Here is a 16,868-nt window from a genome sequence, read left to right on the forward strand (position 1 = left end):
CGACGATGCAGGATCTCGTGCTCAATCCGCTGACGGTGCGCGAAGCGGTGACGCTCGCCCTGGCCGAAGACCTTGGCCGGGCGGGCGACATCACCACCAATGCCTGCATTCCGGCGGGAACGCCGGCATCACTCGTGATCGCATCACGGGCGACCGGTGTGATCTCCGGCATCGACGTGGCGGAGGAAGCTTTCCGCCAGATCGACGCCAGCGTTGAGTTCACGGCCGAGGTGCGCGATGGCGGACGTGTCGAGGCCGGCACCGTGGTGGCGCGGGTAACCGGGCCGGCGCGTTCCATCCTGTCCGCCGAACGCGTGGCGCTCAACTTCATGGGCCGGATGTCGGGCATCGCCTCGCTCACGGCCCGCTATGTGGAGCGCGTGGCGCATACCCGCGCGCGCATCGTCGACACGCGCAAGACGACGCCGCTGCTGCGCGCGTTCGAGAAGCACGCCGTGCGCTGCGGTGGCGGCATGAACCACCGCTTCGGCCTTGATGACGCGGTGCTGATCAAGGACAACCACATCGCGGTCGCCGGCTCCATCGCCGCCGCGCTGCGCGCCGCCAAGGCCCACGCGGGCCATATGGTGAAGATCGAGATCGAGGTCGATACGCTCGCCCAGCTCGTCGAGGTGCTCGACGAGGGCGCCGACGTCGTCCTGCTCGATAACATGTCGCCGTCACTCTTGCGTCAGGCCGTCGACATGGTCGGCGGGCGCATGCTGACCGAGGCTTCCGGCGGCATCAATCTCGACACGGTCGCCGCCGTCGCCGAAACCGGCGTCGACATGATCTCCGTCGGCGCGCTCACCCACTCGGCGCCCGTCATGGACCTCGGCCTCGACGTGAAGGTGGGGTAAGGCGGGTTCGTTTTTACCCTCACCCTGTCCCTCGCCCACGCAACACGGCTGTGGTCGCGTTGCGCTCAGCAATGCCAACTCGGCAACAGCCGAGTTGGCTCGAGAGGGGCGCCCACGATTGACCGCGCGGTCTGCATAACGCGAAACACCTCTCCCGGCGGGAGAGGTCGGACGCGCAGCGTCCGGGTGAGGGGCTACGGCCTCTCGGATAAAAGGAACTACGTTGATTCCGTTGTCATTCCGGGGCAAGTCGCAGGCTTGTGCCCGGAATCCATGAACACTGTCGGTCATCCATCATGACACGCCGTGGTCATGGATTCCCCTTCCCGACCGGCTTCGCCGATCGCCGGGGATGACAACTCCGTCTTGATTGTCGCGATGGCACGGACCTGCCGAGCCATCTTTTAAGTCTGCCCGGGCCTCAGCTTGTAGAAGATGTGCCGGCCGATGACGTCCATCTTCTTGAGGCGTTTCGCCCAGTAGGGGCGCACGTAGTCGGCATGATAGTGCGTCGAGCCGCCAACCTCCGAGAGATAGACCTTGCCGCGCAGCACCTCGCTGGCGACGCGCCGGGCCCGTTGCCAGGGGCCCTGTTCAGTGATGCGGAGTGACCGTCCCTCGCAAGCGAACGAGAACTGGCAGGCCTTGTAGCGGTGGCGGTTCTGGTAGACGACGCCGCAGATGGTCGAGGGATAGAGGCCACTCTTGGCGCGGTTGAGCACGACCTGCGCGACCGCCGCCTGCCCCTGGTCCGTCTCACCCCGCGCCTCGAAATAGACAGCCTCGGCCAGGCACTGTTCCTCGGCTACCCCGCGGGCGCTGTCGACAAGGCTGGCATAGTTCGGCCGTGTCCCATCCGATTTGGCGATGGTGCTCATGTTCTGCCCGCCATCGACGCCGAACGGCGGCAGGGACACCGGCGCTGCCGCGATCTCCATCGGCGTCGCGTCGGCGGGCGCGGGTGTTGTCGAGGCCAGCACCGCGGCGCGCGGCGCGGCGGGGGTGGCGCCGTTCTCGCCGACAACCGTGCGCGTGCCGCCGGCCCCCGTCACGCTGGGGGAACGCGGCGCCGTCGCCTGTTCGGTCAAGGTCAGATCTTCGGGCGACAGAGGCTCGAAGGCCAGCATATCCTCATGGGCGGGGATCTCCGTGGACCCCGGCATGAAGATGGTCTGCGGCAGAACCCGCTCGTTCTGCGAGAAGACAACGTCGAACGGCGTCTGCGGCCGCGCGGGCAGGACGGGTTGGGTGCGGCTGAGCCCGGGACGCAGGCGCACGATGGGGTCTCCCTTCGCACTGCGATCAAGCTGGGGATAGCCTTCGTGAGACGCCTTCAGCTCATCCTTCGGGGGGATTTCCGGCCGTACCGGGCGGATATCGAGCGGCATCTCGAAGGACAGGCTCGCCGTCTGCAGGCCCTCGGGCCCCAAACCCGGCAGGGCGATCATCGGCGCGACCTGCCGCGACTGCACGGCCTGAATCAACACGGCGCCATCGTTGATGAGCGCGGAGCGCACAGGCGAGAACGCGACTTCGGCGGTGAGGTTCTGGCCGGCGCTGGCCGTGAAGGATACCAGCATACCGCATGCGAGCGCCCACGGAGCAACAGTGCCCAGGGCCCAGGCAGCTCCAATGGTCAAGCTGGATCGACGACGCAAACGCATACCGGCACAATTTCCGCTGAGGCAACCCCGGAGGCCTGCCTTACCAGGCGCAGCAACCCGTTACCTCCCCCACGCAACGGGAAAGCGAAGCCGCGCCATCACGGAAAAAATAATCGCCCGGTAACGTAAAAAGGGCGTTAAAGCCGGATGCCTGTAGATGGCACCCGGCTGGTCCATTTCGGAGCAATCGGCCTGGTGTCTTAAGCGCTCTTCGCCTTCCGGCCGGCGAGAGCAGCCTGCGCGGCGGCGAGACGCGCGATCGGCACGCGATAGGGCGAGCACGACACGTAGTCGAGCCCGACCGTCTCGCAGAAGGCGACGGAGGCGGGATCACCGCCATGCTCGCCACAGATGCCGAGCTTGATGCCCGGGCGCTCGGCGCGACCCCGCTCGGCCGCGAGCTTCACCAGCTCGCCCACGCCCTCGACGTCGATCGTCACGAAGGGATCTGCCGGCAGGATGCCCTTGGCCGTATAGGAGCCGAGGAAGGAGCCGGCGTCATCGCGGGAGATGCCGAGGGTCGTCTGGGTGAGATCGTTGGTGCCGAAGGAGAAGAACTCCGCCGTCCCGGCGATGTCGCCCGCCTTGATGGCCGCGCGTGGCAGCTCGATCATGGTGCCGACCTGATAGGCGACGGTGACGCCCGTTTCACGGGCGACCGCCTTAGCCATGGCGTCGATGCGCTCCTTCGTCAGGTCGAGCTCGGCCCTGGTCATGACGAGCGGCACCATGATTTCCGGAGTCACGGGCTGGCCGGTGGCCTTGCCCGCCTCGACCGCCGCCTCGAAGATGGCGCGCGCCTGCATCTCGGCGATCTCGGGGAAGGCGACAGCGAGCCGCACGCCACGGAACCCGAGCATGGGGTTGAACTCGTGCAGCTCATGCGCGCGCGCGTTCAGCTTGGCGACGCTCGTGCCCGTGGAAGCAGCGACTTCCGCCACTTCCTCGTCGGTGCGCGGCAGGAACTCGTGCAACGGCGGATCGAGCAGGCGGATCGTCAGCGGCAGGCCCTGCATGATGGTGAACAGCTCGACAAAATCGGCGCGCTGCATCGGCAGGAGCTTGGCGAGAGCGACGCGGCGGCCGGCTTCGTCGTCGGCCAGGATCATCTCGCGGACGGCGAGGATGCGCTCGCCGTTGAAGAACATGTGCTCGGTGCGGCAAAGGCCGATGCCTTCGGCGCCGAAGGTCCGCGCCGTCCTGGCATCGAGCGGCGTCTCGGCATTGGCGCGCACCTTCATGCGGCGCACCTTGTCGGCCCAGCCCATGAGCGTGCCGAACTCGCCTGACAGTTCCGGCTCGAGCATCTTGACCTTGCCGTTGAGCACCTGGCCGGTACCGCCGTCGATCGTGATGATCTCGCCTCGCTTCAGCGTGACGCCGGCAGCGATCATCGTTCCCGCTGTGCCGTCAACGCGCAGGCTGCCGGCGCCGGAGACGCAAGGCTTGCCCATGCCGCGCGCCACGACGGCGGCGTGCGAGGTCATGCCGCCGCGCGTGGTGAGGATGCCCTCGGCGGCGTGCATGCCGTGGATGTCTTCCGGGCTCGTCTCGACGCGCACGAGGATGACCTTGCGGCCGGCCTTCTTGGCTTCTTCCGCTTCTTCCGAAGTGAAGACAATCTCGCCGGAAGCGGCCCCCGGTGAAGCCGGCAGGCCGGTAGCGAGCACCTTGCGCTCGGCCTTCGGATCAATGGTCGGATGCAGAAGCTGGTCGAGCGCGGCGGGCTCGACGCGCGTCACGGCCTCTTCCTCGGTGATCAGCCCTTCCGCCGCGAGTTCAACCGCGATACGCAGCGCGGCCTTGGCGGTGCGCTTGCCGTTGCGGGTCTGCAGCATCCACAGCTTGCCGTTCTCGATGGTGAATTCGAGATCCTGCATGTCGCGGTAGTGCTTCTCGAGCAGGCCATAGATGCGCACCAGCTCCGCATAGGCGGCCGGCATCTCCTTCTCGAGAGAAGGCTTGTTCGAGCCGGACGCGATACGCGCGGCCTCGGTGATGTCCTGCGGGGTGCGGATGCCGGCGACCACATCCTCGCCCTGGGCGTTGATGAGGAATTCGCCATAGAGGGCGCGCTCGCCCGTCGAGGGATTGCGGGTGAAGGCGACGCCCGTCGCCGAGCTGTCACCCATGTTGCCGAACACCATGGACTGCACGTTGACGGCCGTGCCCCAGCTCGACGGGATGCCATGCAGCTCGCGGTACTTGTTGGCGCGGGCGTTCATCCAGGAGCCGAAGACAGCGCCGATGGCGCCCCACAGCTGCTCGGACGGATCCTGCGGGAAGGGCTTGCCCAGCTCCTTCTGCACGATGTCCTTGTAGCTCTTGACGAGGACCTTCCAGTCCTGCGCGGTGAGATCCGTGTCGAGGTCGAGGCCCTTGCGCTCCTTGTAGAGCTCCAGCGCCTCCTCGAAATGGTGATGGCCGACGCCGAGCACGACGTCGGAATACATGGTGATGAAGCGGCGGTATGAGTCCCAGGCGAAACGCTCGTCGCCGGCTGCCTTGGCCACGGCCTCGACCGTCACGTCGTTGAGGCCGAGGTTGAGCACCGTGTCCATCATGCCCGGCATCGAGGCGCGGGCGCCGGAGCGAACGGAGACGAGCAGCGGATTGGCCTCATCACCGAAGGTCTTGCCAGCGAGCCCGCCGACATGGGCGAGCGCGGCGTCGACAGCGGCGGTGAGATCCGGCGGGTAGCTCTGGCCGTTCTCGTAGAAGTAGGTGCAAACCTCCGTGGTGATCGTAAACCCCGGAGGCACGGGAAGTCCGAGATTGGACATTTCCGCGAGGTTGGCACCCTTGCCGCCGAGCAAGTTCTTCATGCCCGCCTCGCCCTCGGCGCGACCGTCGCCGAAAGTGTAGACCCATTTTGCCATTGCTAGCCTGCCTTCCACACTCGTTACTTTAATCACCTCACGGCACGTGGAGGCTTGGCGCATCTGACGCCAAAAGGCAATGCGATGCGGTGCACAAAATGAACCTGCCTCGTGAAGGCCTTAATTGAGCAGCGGACCGATCCGGTCGCCGAACAGGCCGACCACGCCGATGAAGATCAGGTACAGCGCGACGATGAAATTCAGGAGGCGCGGCATGACCAGAATGAGGATACCGGCGATCAGCGCGACCAGGGGCTGAATGACAATGAGGTTGACGCTCATGGATTTGTCTCCTCGCCGCCGAGCGCCGGCCGCGGCATCGCGGTGATGTCGCAGATCAAGCCGGCTCCGGCGAACTAGGCCTTAACGTGCCCGAGGAGATTTAAGTTTCGCTGGAAAGTCACACATCGCCTATGTCAGGGCCTGCACATTGCGCTCCCTGCCACGCTTATCCCGCGATCTGCGAGAAATCCGCCACTGTGCGCGTCGCGGCGCGGATGGCGTTGAGGAGCCTGAGCCGGTTGGCGCGGACGACAGGATCATCGACATTGACCGTGACCTTGTCGAAGAAGGCATCGACGGGCGCGCGCAGCACGCTCAGCGCCTTCATGGCGCCCTCGAAGTCTTCCTTCTCGACGGCGGCCTTGGCTTCCATCTCGGCCACGCGCAGCGCCTCGATCAGCGCCCGCTCCTCTTCCTCGCCGGCATTGAGAATGAGGGCGGCGTCCGGCGCCTCGTCATAGGCGCGGCCGTCCTTCTTCTCCTCGATGCGCAGGATATTGGCGGCGCGCTTGGTGGCGGCGAGCAAGTTCTTGCCGTCCTCGGTATCGAGGAAGCGCCCCAGCGCCTCGACGCGGCGGACGATCATGAGGAGGTCGTCTTGTGCGGCCTCATCCTCGCCCAACGCCAGCACGGCATCGATCAGGTCATGCCGCGCACCCTGGTCGCGCAGATAGACCTTCAGGCGATCGTGGAAGAAGGAGAGGAGGTCACGGACATTCTCAGAGTCCCCCCAAAACTCAGGCGCATCCTCTATGGGTACCGCTTTCACGCTTCCCGCTTCACGAATTGAGAGATCGTGAAGTTCATCACTGCCCATCTTCCGAGCAACAATCTGCAAATCGGTGTGGTTTGCTTCAGCCGCAGCATAGTAGCGATCACGTCCAACTTTAGCGCTTGCGGATTTGAGAAATTTCTCAAGCGACATCCGCACCCCATTCTCCAGCACCAGCCGGATCACACCGAGCGCGGCGCGGCGCAGCGCATAGGGGTCCTTGGAGCCGGTCGGCTTCTCGTCGATGGCCCAGAAGCCGGCGAGCGTGTCGAGCTTGTCGGCGAGCGCGACCGCCACGCTGACAGGATCGGTCGTCACGCGGTCTGACGGACCCAGCGGCTTCCAATGATCCTCGACGGCAGCGGAGACAGCGGCGTCCTCGTCTTGCGCCTCAGCGTAGTAGCGCCCCATCAGGCCTTGCAGCTCGGGGAATTCGCCGACCATCTCGGTGACGAGATCGGCCTTGGCGAGCCGTGCGGCACGCTCGGCCGTGTCGGCATCCGCGCCGACGACCGGCGCCAGCTCACGCGCCAGCGCCGCGATGCGCTGGATCCGCTCGCCCTGGGTGCCAAGCTTCTCGTGGAAGATGATGCCGAGGTCTTCCAGCTTCTTCAGCCGCTGGTCGAGCGGTTTGAGGCCGGAGCCGGCATAATCCGGCAGCGGCCTCCTGTCGGTCTCCCAGAAGAAATTGGCATCCGACAGGCGGGCGCGCACGACGCGGGCGTTGCCGGCGGCGATCGCCACGCCCCCGTCCTTCGCCTCGATATTGGCTGTGATGATGAAACGGTTGGCGAGCTTGCCGGTCTTGGCATCCCGCAGCACGAAACATTTCTGGTTGGCGCGGATCGTCGCGCGGATCACTTCCGGCGGAATGTCGAGGAAGGCCTCCTCGAAGGTGCCGACCAGAACGACGGGCCACTCGACGAGACCGGCGACTTCTTCCAGCAACCCTTCGTCCTCGACCACCTCCAGCCCCAGCGCGAAGGCCATGGTCTTGGCGTCATTGAGGATGCGGCGCTTGCGCTCGTCCGCGTCGAGCACCACCTTGGCGCGCTCCAGCGCGGCCACGTAGTCCTCGAAGCGGCGCACGAGGATCGGGTTCGGCCCGGCCAGGAAACGATGTCCGCGCGTCACGTCGGACGAGACGATGCCGTCGACCTCGAAGCGTACCACATCGGGCGTTTCCGTTTCCGGCCCGAAGGTGGCGAGGATGGATTGCAGCGGGCGCACCCAGCGCAGCGAGCCGGCCTCAGCGGACGCCGCGCCCCAGCGCATGGATTTCGGCCAGGGGAAATTGCGGATGATGCCCGGCAGGATCTCGGCCAGCACCTCGGGGGTTTGCTTGCCCGGCCGCTCGGTGATGGCGACGTAGAATTCGCCCTTCTTGCCGTCGCTGACGACCCTGGCCTCATCGATCGAAGCAAGGCCCGCGCTCTTCAGAAAGCCCTGGATAGCCTGATCCGGCGCGCCGACACGCGGTCCCTTCTTCTCCTCGCGCAGGTCCGGCTGGCGGGGCGGCAAGCCGATGATGCTGAGCGCGAGCCGCCGCGGGGTCGCGAACCCTTGCGCGCCCTCATAGACGAGGCCCCGCTCGACCAACGCGTCGGTGACGCGCTTCTTGAGATCCTCCGCCGCCTTGCGCTGCATGCGCGCGGGGATTTCTTCGGAAAGGAGTTCAAGGAGAAAATCGGGCATGGGAGGCTCTCAGGCCGACGGCTGCTGGGCCAGAATGGCATCAACGGTGGTCACGACCGCAAAGCGATCGGCGAGCTCGGCAAGGGCCGCGCGATGTACGTCCGCGGCGCTAAGGGGCGCGCCGCCGAGCGGGTCGGGCAGATCCCTGGTGGTCACGGCATCGGCGGCAATGGTCGTGCGATAGCCAAGGTCGAGCCCGGCGCGCACGGTGCTGCTGACGCACATATGCGTCATGAAGCCTGCGACCACCAGCGAGCGGCGGCCAGCCTGGGTCAAGACTTCATGCAGATCCGTCCCGGCAAAGGAGTTGGGGAGCCCCTTCTCGATGACGCGCTCCCCGGCAACGGGCACCACAGGCTCGGCAATGGCAAAACCAGGGCCGGCCGGATCGAAGGGACCGCCCGCCCCTCCCTTGTGCACCACGTGGATGACGACCGCGCCGGCCTGGCGCGCCGCGTCCAGCAGGCGGCCAGCGGCCGCAAGCGCAGCCTCGATGCCGGCGAGGGGTAGGAGCCCGGTCACATATTCATTCTGCGCATCGATGATGACGAGCGCGGACTCGCTGAGCTGCGGCGGTGAAAGATCCGCGCCGGCGAGTTGCAGCAGCGTCTTCGGGATTGCTGTCGCCTCGGTCATGCCCCGCCGCCTTCCGTCTTGAGCCAGGCCGCGCCGCAGGCCTTGGCCAGTTCGCGCACGCGCAGGATATAGCTCTGGCGCTCGGTGACGGAGATCACGCCGCGCGCGTCCAGTAGGTTGAAGACGTGGCTCGCCTTGATGCACTGGTCATAGGCCGGCAGGGCAAGCTTGTGGCGCTGATCATTGGCGTCCGGCCCGGGCTCACCGAAATCGAGCAGGCGCTTGCATTCCGCCTCGGCATCCCGGAAATGCCGGAAGAGCAGTTCCGTGTCGGCATATTCGAAGTTGTGTCGCGAGTATTCCTGCTCGGCCTGCAGGAAGACGTCGCCATAGGTGACCTTCTCGGCGCCGGTGCGGCCGTTGAAATTGAGGTCGTAGACGTTCTCGACACCCTGCACATACATGGCCAAGCGCTCGAGCCCATAGGTCAGCTCACCGGCCACCGGCGCGCATTCGAAACCCGCGACCTGCTGGAAATAGGTGAACTGCGACACTTCCATGCCGTCGCACCAGCATTCCCAGCCCAATCCCCAGGCGCCGAGCGTCGGGCTTTCCCAGTCGTCCTCCACGAAGCGGATGTCGTGGAGCGCCTGATCGACGCCGATTGCCTGGAGCGAGGCGAGGTAGAGCTCCTGCAGATTCGGCGGGTTCGGCTTCAGGATGACCTGGAACTGGTAATAGTGCTGCAGGCGGTTGGGATTCTCGCCATAGCGGCCATCCTTCGGCCGGCGCGAGGGCTGCACATAGGCCGCCTTCCAGGGCTTCGGCCCGAGCGCGCGCAGCGTCGTCGCCGGGTGGAAGGTGCCCGCGCCGACTTCCATGTCGTAGGGCTGCAGGATGGCACAGCCCTGGGCGGCCCAGAACTGCTGCAGCGTCAGGATAAGCCCCTGAAAGGAGCGCGTCGGGTTCATGAAGTCGGGCGCGTTCATCGCCGGGCCTTGCACGCATCGAGAAATGGGAGCTTCGGGGGAAGCCGGCGCACCCTAGCCGTGGGTTCGACCAAGTCAACTCCCCATTGGACAACTCGCTATCGAGGGTTCCCGCCCCGTAAGTCCGCGCCTCGCAGCCAGGGCGTAACGGGTAAAGAAGTGGTCGCCGTCGCAAGCTCCGCCGCCGCCGCCCTGTTTGCTGGCAACGGGCGCAATCCCGCCGATAGCGCGGAACAACCACAGGAATATATCAGTTCACGGCACACGCGCTGATTGTGCACCTGCAAGGCAGGAGGCATGCCGTGCAGCACAGGCGCTCGTTTGCGTGGGGATATTGCAATGACGAAAACCTTGTTTCGCGCCCTGGTCGTTTGTGCCGGCGCAATCGTGACGACAGGCTCTGCGGCGGTCGCCGCGCCTGCGCAACCGGCCTCTGGAGGCCCGGCCTTCGCGCAGTTTGACGGACCCAGCTTCGACACGCGTCAGGATAGCCGCGAGCGCTTCGACCGACGCAACACGCGGGAGCGTGACTTTGACGGCCGCGATCAGCCCAGCCGCTTCGACGAACCCCGGCGCGGCGACCGTCGTGACGCGCGCGAGCGCGACTTCATCGGCCGCGATCAACCAGCCCGCTACGATGAGCCCCGACGGGAGCGCCTCGACCGGCGAGACCGCCAGCGGCCGCTCATCACGATCACACCCCCCAATCTGATGCCTTTCGGGCGAGATCGAGGCCGGAGCGACCGCTGATCATAGGGTCAGGACGGCATTCCCGCGGTTCACCGCCTCCATCTCGGCGGTGAACCCTCCCTCCGGCGCATGCAGTATGATGCCGGGCAACAGGCTGAGCGGCGCGCGGCTGCCCTTGATCGCCGCCACGAGAAGGCGCACGGCCGGCTCGCCAGCGCGCGGGTGCGCCGGCATCAGCGATACCGCGCCGAAACGTCCCGCCAGGGCCGACAAGACCAAGGCGAGGGCATCGGCGCGATGAATCATGACGAGCCGTCCGCGTGGCTTCAAGAGATCTGCGGCGGTCCGCACCCACGGGTCCAGCAGATCGTCGTCCATCGCATGGGCGCGGCTGCGGCCTGCATCGGGCGAGGTCCGGAAACGGCCCGGCGCGTAGAAGGGGGGATTAGTCACCACGAGATCCGCCATCGCGGGGACAAGGCCGGCGGCGTGACGGGTCCTTGCCGGCGCGAGCACATCCGCCTCGATCACGCGGGCCCTGTCGTCCAGCCCATTGGCGGAGCAGTTGCGCCTGGCAAGGGATGCGAGGGCGGCCTCGCTCTCGACGAGGACGGCGCGGGCCGAAGGTGAACGCGCCGCGATGGCAAGCCCGACCGTACCGACGCCGGCCCCGAGATCGACGACGGTACCGTCGCTGGCATCGCCGGCCGCGGCGGCCAGCAGTACCGCATCCGTCCCGGCTCGGTGCCCCTTGCGCGGCTGCGTCAGAGTGAGGCGGCCGCCGAAAAGCGCATCCACGCTCAAAGTGCTGTCGGGGACACCGCCCGCGCCAGGAGCGGCCTGCCCGCCCCGCGCCTCAGTCGACACGCAGCTCTCCGCCAAAACCGGCCTCGCGCAGCAATTGCCGCGCCTCCTCCGCCTGGTCTGCGGCGACGAGCAGGCGGCGCTGCAAGGCCCCGACCGATCCTTCGAGGACGCTCATATACCCGTCTGCAACGAAAACATGGATTCCAGCCTCCTTGAGGAAGGCCTCGACGGCGCCCAGAAGAACGATGTCATTGGTGCGGATGAGTTCGATCATCACAACCTTGTGGCATGTCCACACGGCCCTGTCGCCAGCCATTCCTGCGTGTCCCTGGCCCATAATCCTCAGAAATCCGCCTTTCTACCGGAGTCGGCGGGGGTTGTGGCAAAGCGCATGGTTGCGGCGAGCGTCATCGGCGTGCATGGTCGGCGGCGCCGGTTGCGTTTTGCGCCCGGCACTCAAGCGTATCGTGTGGAGGGCCGAATCGTGGGCGTCGTCGTCCCCTTCGAGGAAAAGTCGGATGATCGTGGCAGCATCGATGGGCTCATCCATCTGGTCGCTGGCCGCATGGAACGTGTGAACAGCCTCATCCTGTCGCGCACGGGATCGGATGTCACGATGATCCCGGAGGTGGCGAACCACCTCATCTCATCCGGCGGCAAGCGCCTCAGGCCCATGCTGACGCTCGCGACCGCCCTGCTCACGGGCTACAAGGGCGAGGGCGACATCAAGCTCGCGGCCAGCGTGGAATTCATGCATACGGCCACGCTCCTGCACGACGACGTCGTCGACGAGAGTGACATGCGCCGTGGCAAACTCGCCGCCCGCATGCTGTGGGGGAATGAAGCGAGTGTGCTCGTCGGCGATTTTCTTCTCGGCCAGGCCTTCAAGATGATGGTCGAGGTCGGTTCGCTCGAGGCGCTCGGCGTCCTGGCCAATGCGGCGGCTGTCATCGCGGAAGGCGAGGTCTGGCAGCTCTCGGCCGCCAAGAACACCGCCACCACGGAAGACGACTATCTCGCCGTCGTGCGGGCGAAAACGGCCGCTCTCTTCGCGGCGGCGGCGGAGGTCGGCCCTATCATCGCCGAGCGCCCGAAGGCGGAGCGCGCCGCCTGCCGCAGCTACGGCACCAATCTCGGCATCGCCTTCCAACTCGTCGACGACGCGCTCGACTATGGCGGAACCTCGGACGCGCTCGGCAAGAATGTCGGGGACGATTTCCGCGAAGGCAAGATCACGTTGCCGGTCGTGCTCTCCTTCCGCCGCGGCACCAACGAGGAGCGCGAGTTCTGGCGCCGCACGCTCGAACAGGGCGAGGTCAACGACGGCGATCTGGAGACGGCCATCGCCATCATGCGCCGCCACCGGGCGCTTGAGGACACCATCGAGCGCGCGCGCCACTATGGCGCGATGGCACGCGACGCGCTCGAGCTTTTCCAGGACAGCCCCATGCGCCGGGCGCTGCTCGAAACCGTAGACTTCTGTATCGCCCGCGCCCACTGATCCCTCATGCTCGCTAACCCGCAATCCCACGGCTTGTGGGAGACTACGGCGCCGGCGGCGCCCGCGACATCTGTCGCGCATGGCGCCTTCGAGGCGAATGTCGTCGTCATCGGAGCGGGCTATACCGGCCTCTCCTGCGCCTTTCGTCTCGCCCGTGGCGGCGCCAAGGTCGTGGTTCTGGAGGAGCATGAGATCGGCTTCGGCGGCTCGGGCCGGAATGTCGGGCTCGTCAACGCCGGCATGTGGGTCATGCCGTCCGCCCTGCCGGCGGCCCTTGGCGCGGACTACGGCGAGCGCCTCCTGACCCTGCTGGGCGACGCGCCCCGGCTCGTCTATGCGATGATCGAGAACAACGCCATCGATTGCGAGCTCGTGAAGGCGGGCACGCTCCATTGTGCTGTCGGCAAGAAGGGCCTGGAGGAGATCCAGCAGCGCGCAGACCAATGGCAATCACGCGGCGCACCGGTGACGATGCTCGGCGCGGAAGAAACCGCGCGTCTCGTCGGGTCCACCACATATGCGGGCGCCCTGCTCGACCGCCGGGCCGGAACGATCCAGCCGCTCGCCTATGTCCGGGGCCTCGCCGATGCCGCGATCAAGGCAGGCGCCCAGATCTACACGGCAAGCCCCGTCACCAGCACCGAGCGCGCGGGCCCGCGCTGGACGATCCGAACGCCCCAGTCGTCGATCCGCGCCGACTGGATCGTGGTGGCCACCAATGCCTATACCCATGGGCCGTGGCCGACGATCCGCCAGGAGCTCGTGCACCTGCCCTATTTCAACATGGCTACGGCGCCGCTCAGCCAGGAACTGCAAGAGAGCATCCTGCCGGAGCGGCAGGGCGCCTGGGACACGCGTTCAATCCTGAGTTCGTTCCGCTTCGATCACACGGGGCGTCTGGTGTTCGGGAGTGTCGGCGCCTTGCGCGGTACCGGCCGCGCCGTGCATGAAGCCTGGGCCAGGCGTTCTCTCGTCAAGCTGTTTCCGCAGCTCAAGGGCGTCAACTTCGAGAGCCAGTGGTACGGGCAGATCGGCACCACCGTCGACAACCTGCCCCGCTTCCACAAGCTTGCGGAAAATGTGATCAGCTTCAGCGGCTACAACGGCCGTGGCATCGCTCCCGGGACGGTCTTCGGCCATGTCCTCGCGGAGCATATCTCAGGCGGCATCGCCGAAGCGGACCTCCCGCTGCCGGTCACCGAGCCGGCGGCCCAGCCGCTGCGTCAGGCCAAGGAGATCTTTTACGAGGTCGGCGCGCAGGCTGCCCATCTCGTGGATGGGTATTTCTAGACGGGTGGGGGAAGCCCACAGCCAAAAAAGCTAACGCAACACTGTCGCCTTCACCCACCACCCGGGTTCGGCCGTAGCAATGGCCTGGCGCGCCGCAGCGGCGGCGTGGCAATCATCGAACAGGCCGAAAACCGTGGCGCCGGAGCCGGACATCCGGGCAAGCCAGCAGCCGCGCTGGGCGCGGAGCTGATCCACAACCGCGTCGATGACGGGAGCCACGGCCCTTGCCGGTGGCTCTAGATCATTGCGGGCGGCGAGCAGGGCGGCCTTGAGATCGGCGCGCGCCTGAGATGCGCCACAGACGGCCGCGGATAGATCGGGATGGGCCGCCCCGCCACATCGATCGCCGGGGTTCAGACCCAACGCCCGGAATACGGACGCGGTCTCCACAGCGACACCGGGGTTCGCGAGCACGGCATAGAGGGGAGGCAGCGCCAGCACCGGCCCGAGGTTGTCCCCTGCCCCGCGCATCATGCGCGCTTCGCTGGCGAGACAAACCGGGACATCGGCGCCCGTGGCGCGGGCCGCCGCCATGAGCCGCGCGTCGTCGCGGGCCAATCCGTTATGCCTGGCGAGAAGCCGCAGCGCCGCAGCCGCATCGGCGGAACCGCCGCCGATGCCCGAGGCGACGGGCAAGCGCTTCACGAGGTGGAAACGACCGAGCGCGAGGCCGGGGACATGCGTGGCCAGTGCACGTGCGGCCTTCAGCACCAGATTGTCAGAATTATCGCCGAGGCCACCATCAGGGCCAAGTGCGCCATCAGGGCCAAGTCCGCCACTTTGGCCAAGTGCACCCGCGCGCGGCCCGCTCACCGTGAGCGACAGACCGGGTCCGGGCGTCAGGGACAGTCCATCCCCGACACCGGCGAAGACCACGAGGCTCTCCAGGTCGTGATAGCCATCGCCGCGACGGCCAAGCACATGCAGCGAAAGGTTGATCTTCGCCAGCGCGCGCGTGTCCAGTCCGCCGTTTTCGCAGCTGATCTCGCCACGCGCCGCCATCTCAAGTGCCGCCGAGCGGAACGACGGCGTCAGCCGCCGTTCTTGTCCGTCTTCGGCGCCTCGGCCGCAGCCGGCTTGTCATCGTCCGGCAGGCCGGCCTCGATCTTCTTCAGGATCTTGGTGAGATCCTCGGGCTCGGGGTTGAGGTCCCGGGCGTGGTTCCACTGGAACTTCGCCTCCAGCCTCCGGCCCACCTTCCAATAGGCATCGCCGAGATGGTCGTTGATCGTGGGGTCGGCAGGCCTCAGATCGATCGCCTTCTCAAGCTCGCGCACGGCGTCGTCATAGCGGCCGAGGCGGTAATAAGCCCAGCCGAGGCTGTCGACGATATAGCCGTCACGCGGGCGCAGCTCGACCGCGCGCTTCAGCATCTGGAAGGCCTCGTCGATGTTGATGCCCTGATCGACCCAGGAATAGGCAAGGTAATTCAGGATCAGCGCGCGATCCCGGCCGATGGATTCGGGGGCGAGCTCCAAAGCCTTCTTGAAGTCTACCTCCGCCTTCGGCCACTGCTTGGAGCGCTCATAACCGATACCGCGCGAGTAAAAGAGCGGCCAGTTGCCGGTCTCAGGCGTCCCGATCTGCTCGATCGCCTTGGAATAGACCTCCGCCGATTCGGCGAATCGCTTGCGTTTCTGCAGGATGCTGCCGAGAGCCGCCAGCCCTTCCACATCGGTCGGATTGCGCTCCACGTCGGCCTTCAGATAGGCGATCGCCTCGTCCGTCTTGTCGAGCGCGTCGAGCGACAGGGCGACCTGCACCTCGCCGTGAGGCTTCAAGGGTGAATCAGCGGGCAGAGACTGGTAGACCTCGATGGCCTGTTCGTACTGCTTCAGCCGTTCCAGGATGTCGCCAAGCGTGATCTTGGCAAGGTCGTGGTTAGGGTCGAGGAACAGGGCCAGCCGCAGATAGATCATCGCGGCGACTTCATCCCCCTGACTGTTGCCGGCCGCGCCCAGGCCATAGAGCACCTCCGCGGCACCCTGCTGCGGCGTCGCCACAAGCGGCTTGAGGCCCTTGCCGGCATTGAGATCCTTGAGGGCGGCGCGCACCACCGGATGGCGCGGCATCAGCTTCTCGAAGGCTTCATACGCCGCGACGGCGTTATCCTTGCGGCCCTGGCCGGCCTCCAGCCGCCCATAGGCATCGACGACCCTGAGCGTCGTACGCTCGGCATTGTAGGACGCCGAGAGGCGGCTCTCGGCTTCCTTCGGATTGCCGCGCATGGCCGCGATGAGGCCCGCGTGATAGTCGCGGAAGACGTTGTAGGAGCTCTCGCCCTTGAGACGATCGACGGTTTCGAGGGAACGCTTCAGATTGCCCGAACCCGCCCAGGCCCACGCTGTGAGGAGCGTCGCCGTGATGTCATTGGCATAGCCGCGACCGCCACGCGCGAGCTCACGCCGCGCCGTCGAATATTGCTTCGCTTCAAGAGCCTTCACGCCCAGCGCCAGGCGCGCGAGGCCGTTGTTCGGCTCCCGCTTGATGATCTGCTGCGCGGCGCGGAACGCTTCCGGCATGTCGCCATCCGCGAGAAAGGCCACGAACGCCCGCTCGATGAGCTCGGCATTGCGCGGATCGTCCCGCAAGGCTTCGCGGAAATAAACGGCGGCCGCGCCGGTATCCCGCGCCGAACCGGCGACGATGGCGGCTAGAAAATTGCCCTCGAGGCTTTGCGCCTCGGGAAACTCGACCGTGACGACCGGTTTCTCGGCTGATCGCGCGGCCGACACTGGCAGTGGCACTGCCACCGCACTCGCGACAAGAAGGGAAGCAATGACAGCAAGGCGCCGACGCGCCGACGATCTGATCACGTGACTTTTCCGAAATCGCACGCCCAATGGGCTCGGGACTCTATGAT

At 66.4% G+C, this 16,868-nt stretch carries 14 protein-coding genes; 4 read left to right on the forward strand and 10 right to left on the reverse strand.

What is annotated here, in order from left to right:
• Positions 1-5 precede the first annotated feature (5 nt).
• Entirely contained in the window at positions 6-860 is an 855-nt protein-coding gene (gene nadC, locus KIO74_RS09520) for a carboxylating nicotinate-nucleotide diphosphorylase (RefSeq protein ID WP_213331775.1), read from the forward strand.
• Between the two features lie 404 nt (positions 861-1,264).
• Here nadC and KIO74_RS09525 read toward each other — a convergent pair whose 3' ends face one another.
• From KIO74_RS09525 to KIO74_RS09550, 6 genes are all read right to left on the reverse strand, one after another.
• Entirely contained in the window at positions 1,265-2,500 is a 1,236-nt protein-coding gene (locus KIO74_RS09525) for a cell wall hydrolase (RefSeq protein ID WP_249730924.1), read from the reverse strand.
• Positions 2,501-2,724: 224 nt separating this feature from the next.
• Positions 2,725-5,403 carry a pyruvate, phosphate dikinase gene (gene ppdK / locus KIO74_RS09530; RefSeq protein WP_213331777.1) on the reverse strand — a complete coding sequence of 893 codons (2,679 nt, stop codon included), beginning with the start codon at positions 5,401-5,403 and terminating at the stop codon, positions 2,725-2,727.
• A gap of 120 nt (positions 5,404-5,523) precedes the next feature.
• Entirely contained in the window at positions 5,524-5,685 is a 162-nt protein-coding gene (locus tag KIO74_RS09535; protein ID WP_213331778.1) for a DUF3096 domain-containing protein, read from the reverse strand.
• A gap of 166 nt (positions 5,686-5,851) precedes the next feature.
• Positions 5,852-8,152 carry a glycine--tRNA ligase subunit beta gene (glyS, locus tag KIO74_RS09540; protein ID WP_213331779.1) on the reverse strand — a complete coding sequence of 767 codons (2,301 nt, stop codon included), beginning with the start codon at positions 8,150-8,152 and terminating at the stop codon, positions 5,852-5,854.
• Positions 8,153-8,161: 9 nt separating this feature from the next.
• Positions 8,162-8,788, reverse strand: a complete 627-nt coding sequence (locus KIO74_RS09545) for a cysteine hydrolase family protein (RefSeq protein WP_213331780.1) — start codon at positions 8,786-8,788, stop codon at positions 8,162-8,164.
• Positions 8,785-9,699 (reverse strand): glycine--tRNA ligase subunit alpha, encoded by a 915-nt coding sequence (locus KIO74_RS09550; RefSeq protein ID WP_213334746.1) that lies wholly within the window; start codon positions 9,697-9,699, stop codon positions 8,785-8,787. The genes KIO74_RS09545 and KIO74_RS09550 overlap by 4 nt, the downstream gene beginning before the upstream one ends.
• 357 nt (positions 9,700-10,056) lie before the next feature.
• Between KIO74_RS09550 and KIO74_RS09555 the strand changes: the two genes are divergently transcribed.
• Complete coding sequence (locus KIO74_RS09555; protein ID WP_213331781.1) at positions 10,057-10,467, forward strand: hypothetical protein; 411 nt, start codon at positions 10,057-10,059, stop codon at positions 10,465-10,467.
• On the opposite strand, the gene KIO74_RS09560 is transcribed toward KIO74_RS09555, so the two are convergent.
• Entirely contained in the window at positions 10,468-11,274 is an 807-nt protein-coding gene (locus KIO74_RS09560) for a tRNA1(Val) (adenine(37)-N6)-methyltransferase (RefSeq protein WP_349629170.1), read from the reverse strand.
• Positions 11,264-11,488 (reverse strand): putative signal transducing protein, encoded by a 225-nt coding sequence (locus tag KIO74_RS09565; protein WP_213334753.1) that lies wholly within the window; start codon positions 11,486-11,488, stop codon positions 11,264-11,266. Before KIO74_RS09565 ends, KIO74_RS09560 begins: the two co-directional genes overlap by 11 nt.
• A 210-nt stretch (positions 11,489-11,698) precedes the next feature.
• On the opposite strand from KIO74_RS09565, the gene KIO74_RS09570 reads away from it, so the two are divergent.
• Complete coding sequence (locus tag KIO74_RS09570; protein ID WP_213331782.1) at positions 11,699-12,715, forward strand: polyprenyl synthetase family protein; 1,017 nt, start codon at positions 11,699-11,701, stop codon at positions 12,713-12,715.
• Positions 12,716-12,721: 6 nt separating this feature from the next.
• Entirely contained in the window at positions 12,722-14,005 is a 1,284-nt protein-coding gene (locus tag KIO74_RS09575) for an NAD(P)/FAD-dependent oxidoreductase (protein ID WP_213331783.1), read from the forward strand.
• Positions 14,006-14,035: 30 nt separating this feature from the next.
• Here the strand turns inward: KIO74_RS09575 and KIO74_RS09580 are convergent, their stop codons facing one another.
• Complete coding sequence (locus KIO74_RS09580) at positions 14,036-15,007, reverse strand: 4-(cytidine 5'-diphospho)-2-C-methyl-D-erythritol kinase (protein ID WP_213331784.1); 972 nt, start codon at positions 15,005-15,007, stop codon at positions 14,036-14,038.
• 29 nt (positions 15,008-15,036) lie between these two features.
• Positions 15,037-16,821: a tetratricopeptide repeat protein gene (locus KIO74_RS09585; RefSeq protein WP_291979434.1), complete on the reverse strand. Its 1,785-nt coding sequence runs from the start codon at positions 16,819-16,821 to the stop codon at positions 15,037-15,039.
• Between the last annotated feature and the right edge of the window lie 47 nt (positions 16,822-16,868).

The sequence above is a fragment of the Chelatococcus sp. HY11 genome, from assembly GCF_018398335.1.
Taxonomy (GTDB): Bacteria; Pseudomonadota; Alphaproteobacteria; order Rhizobiales; family Beijerinckiaceae; genus Chelatococcus.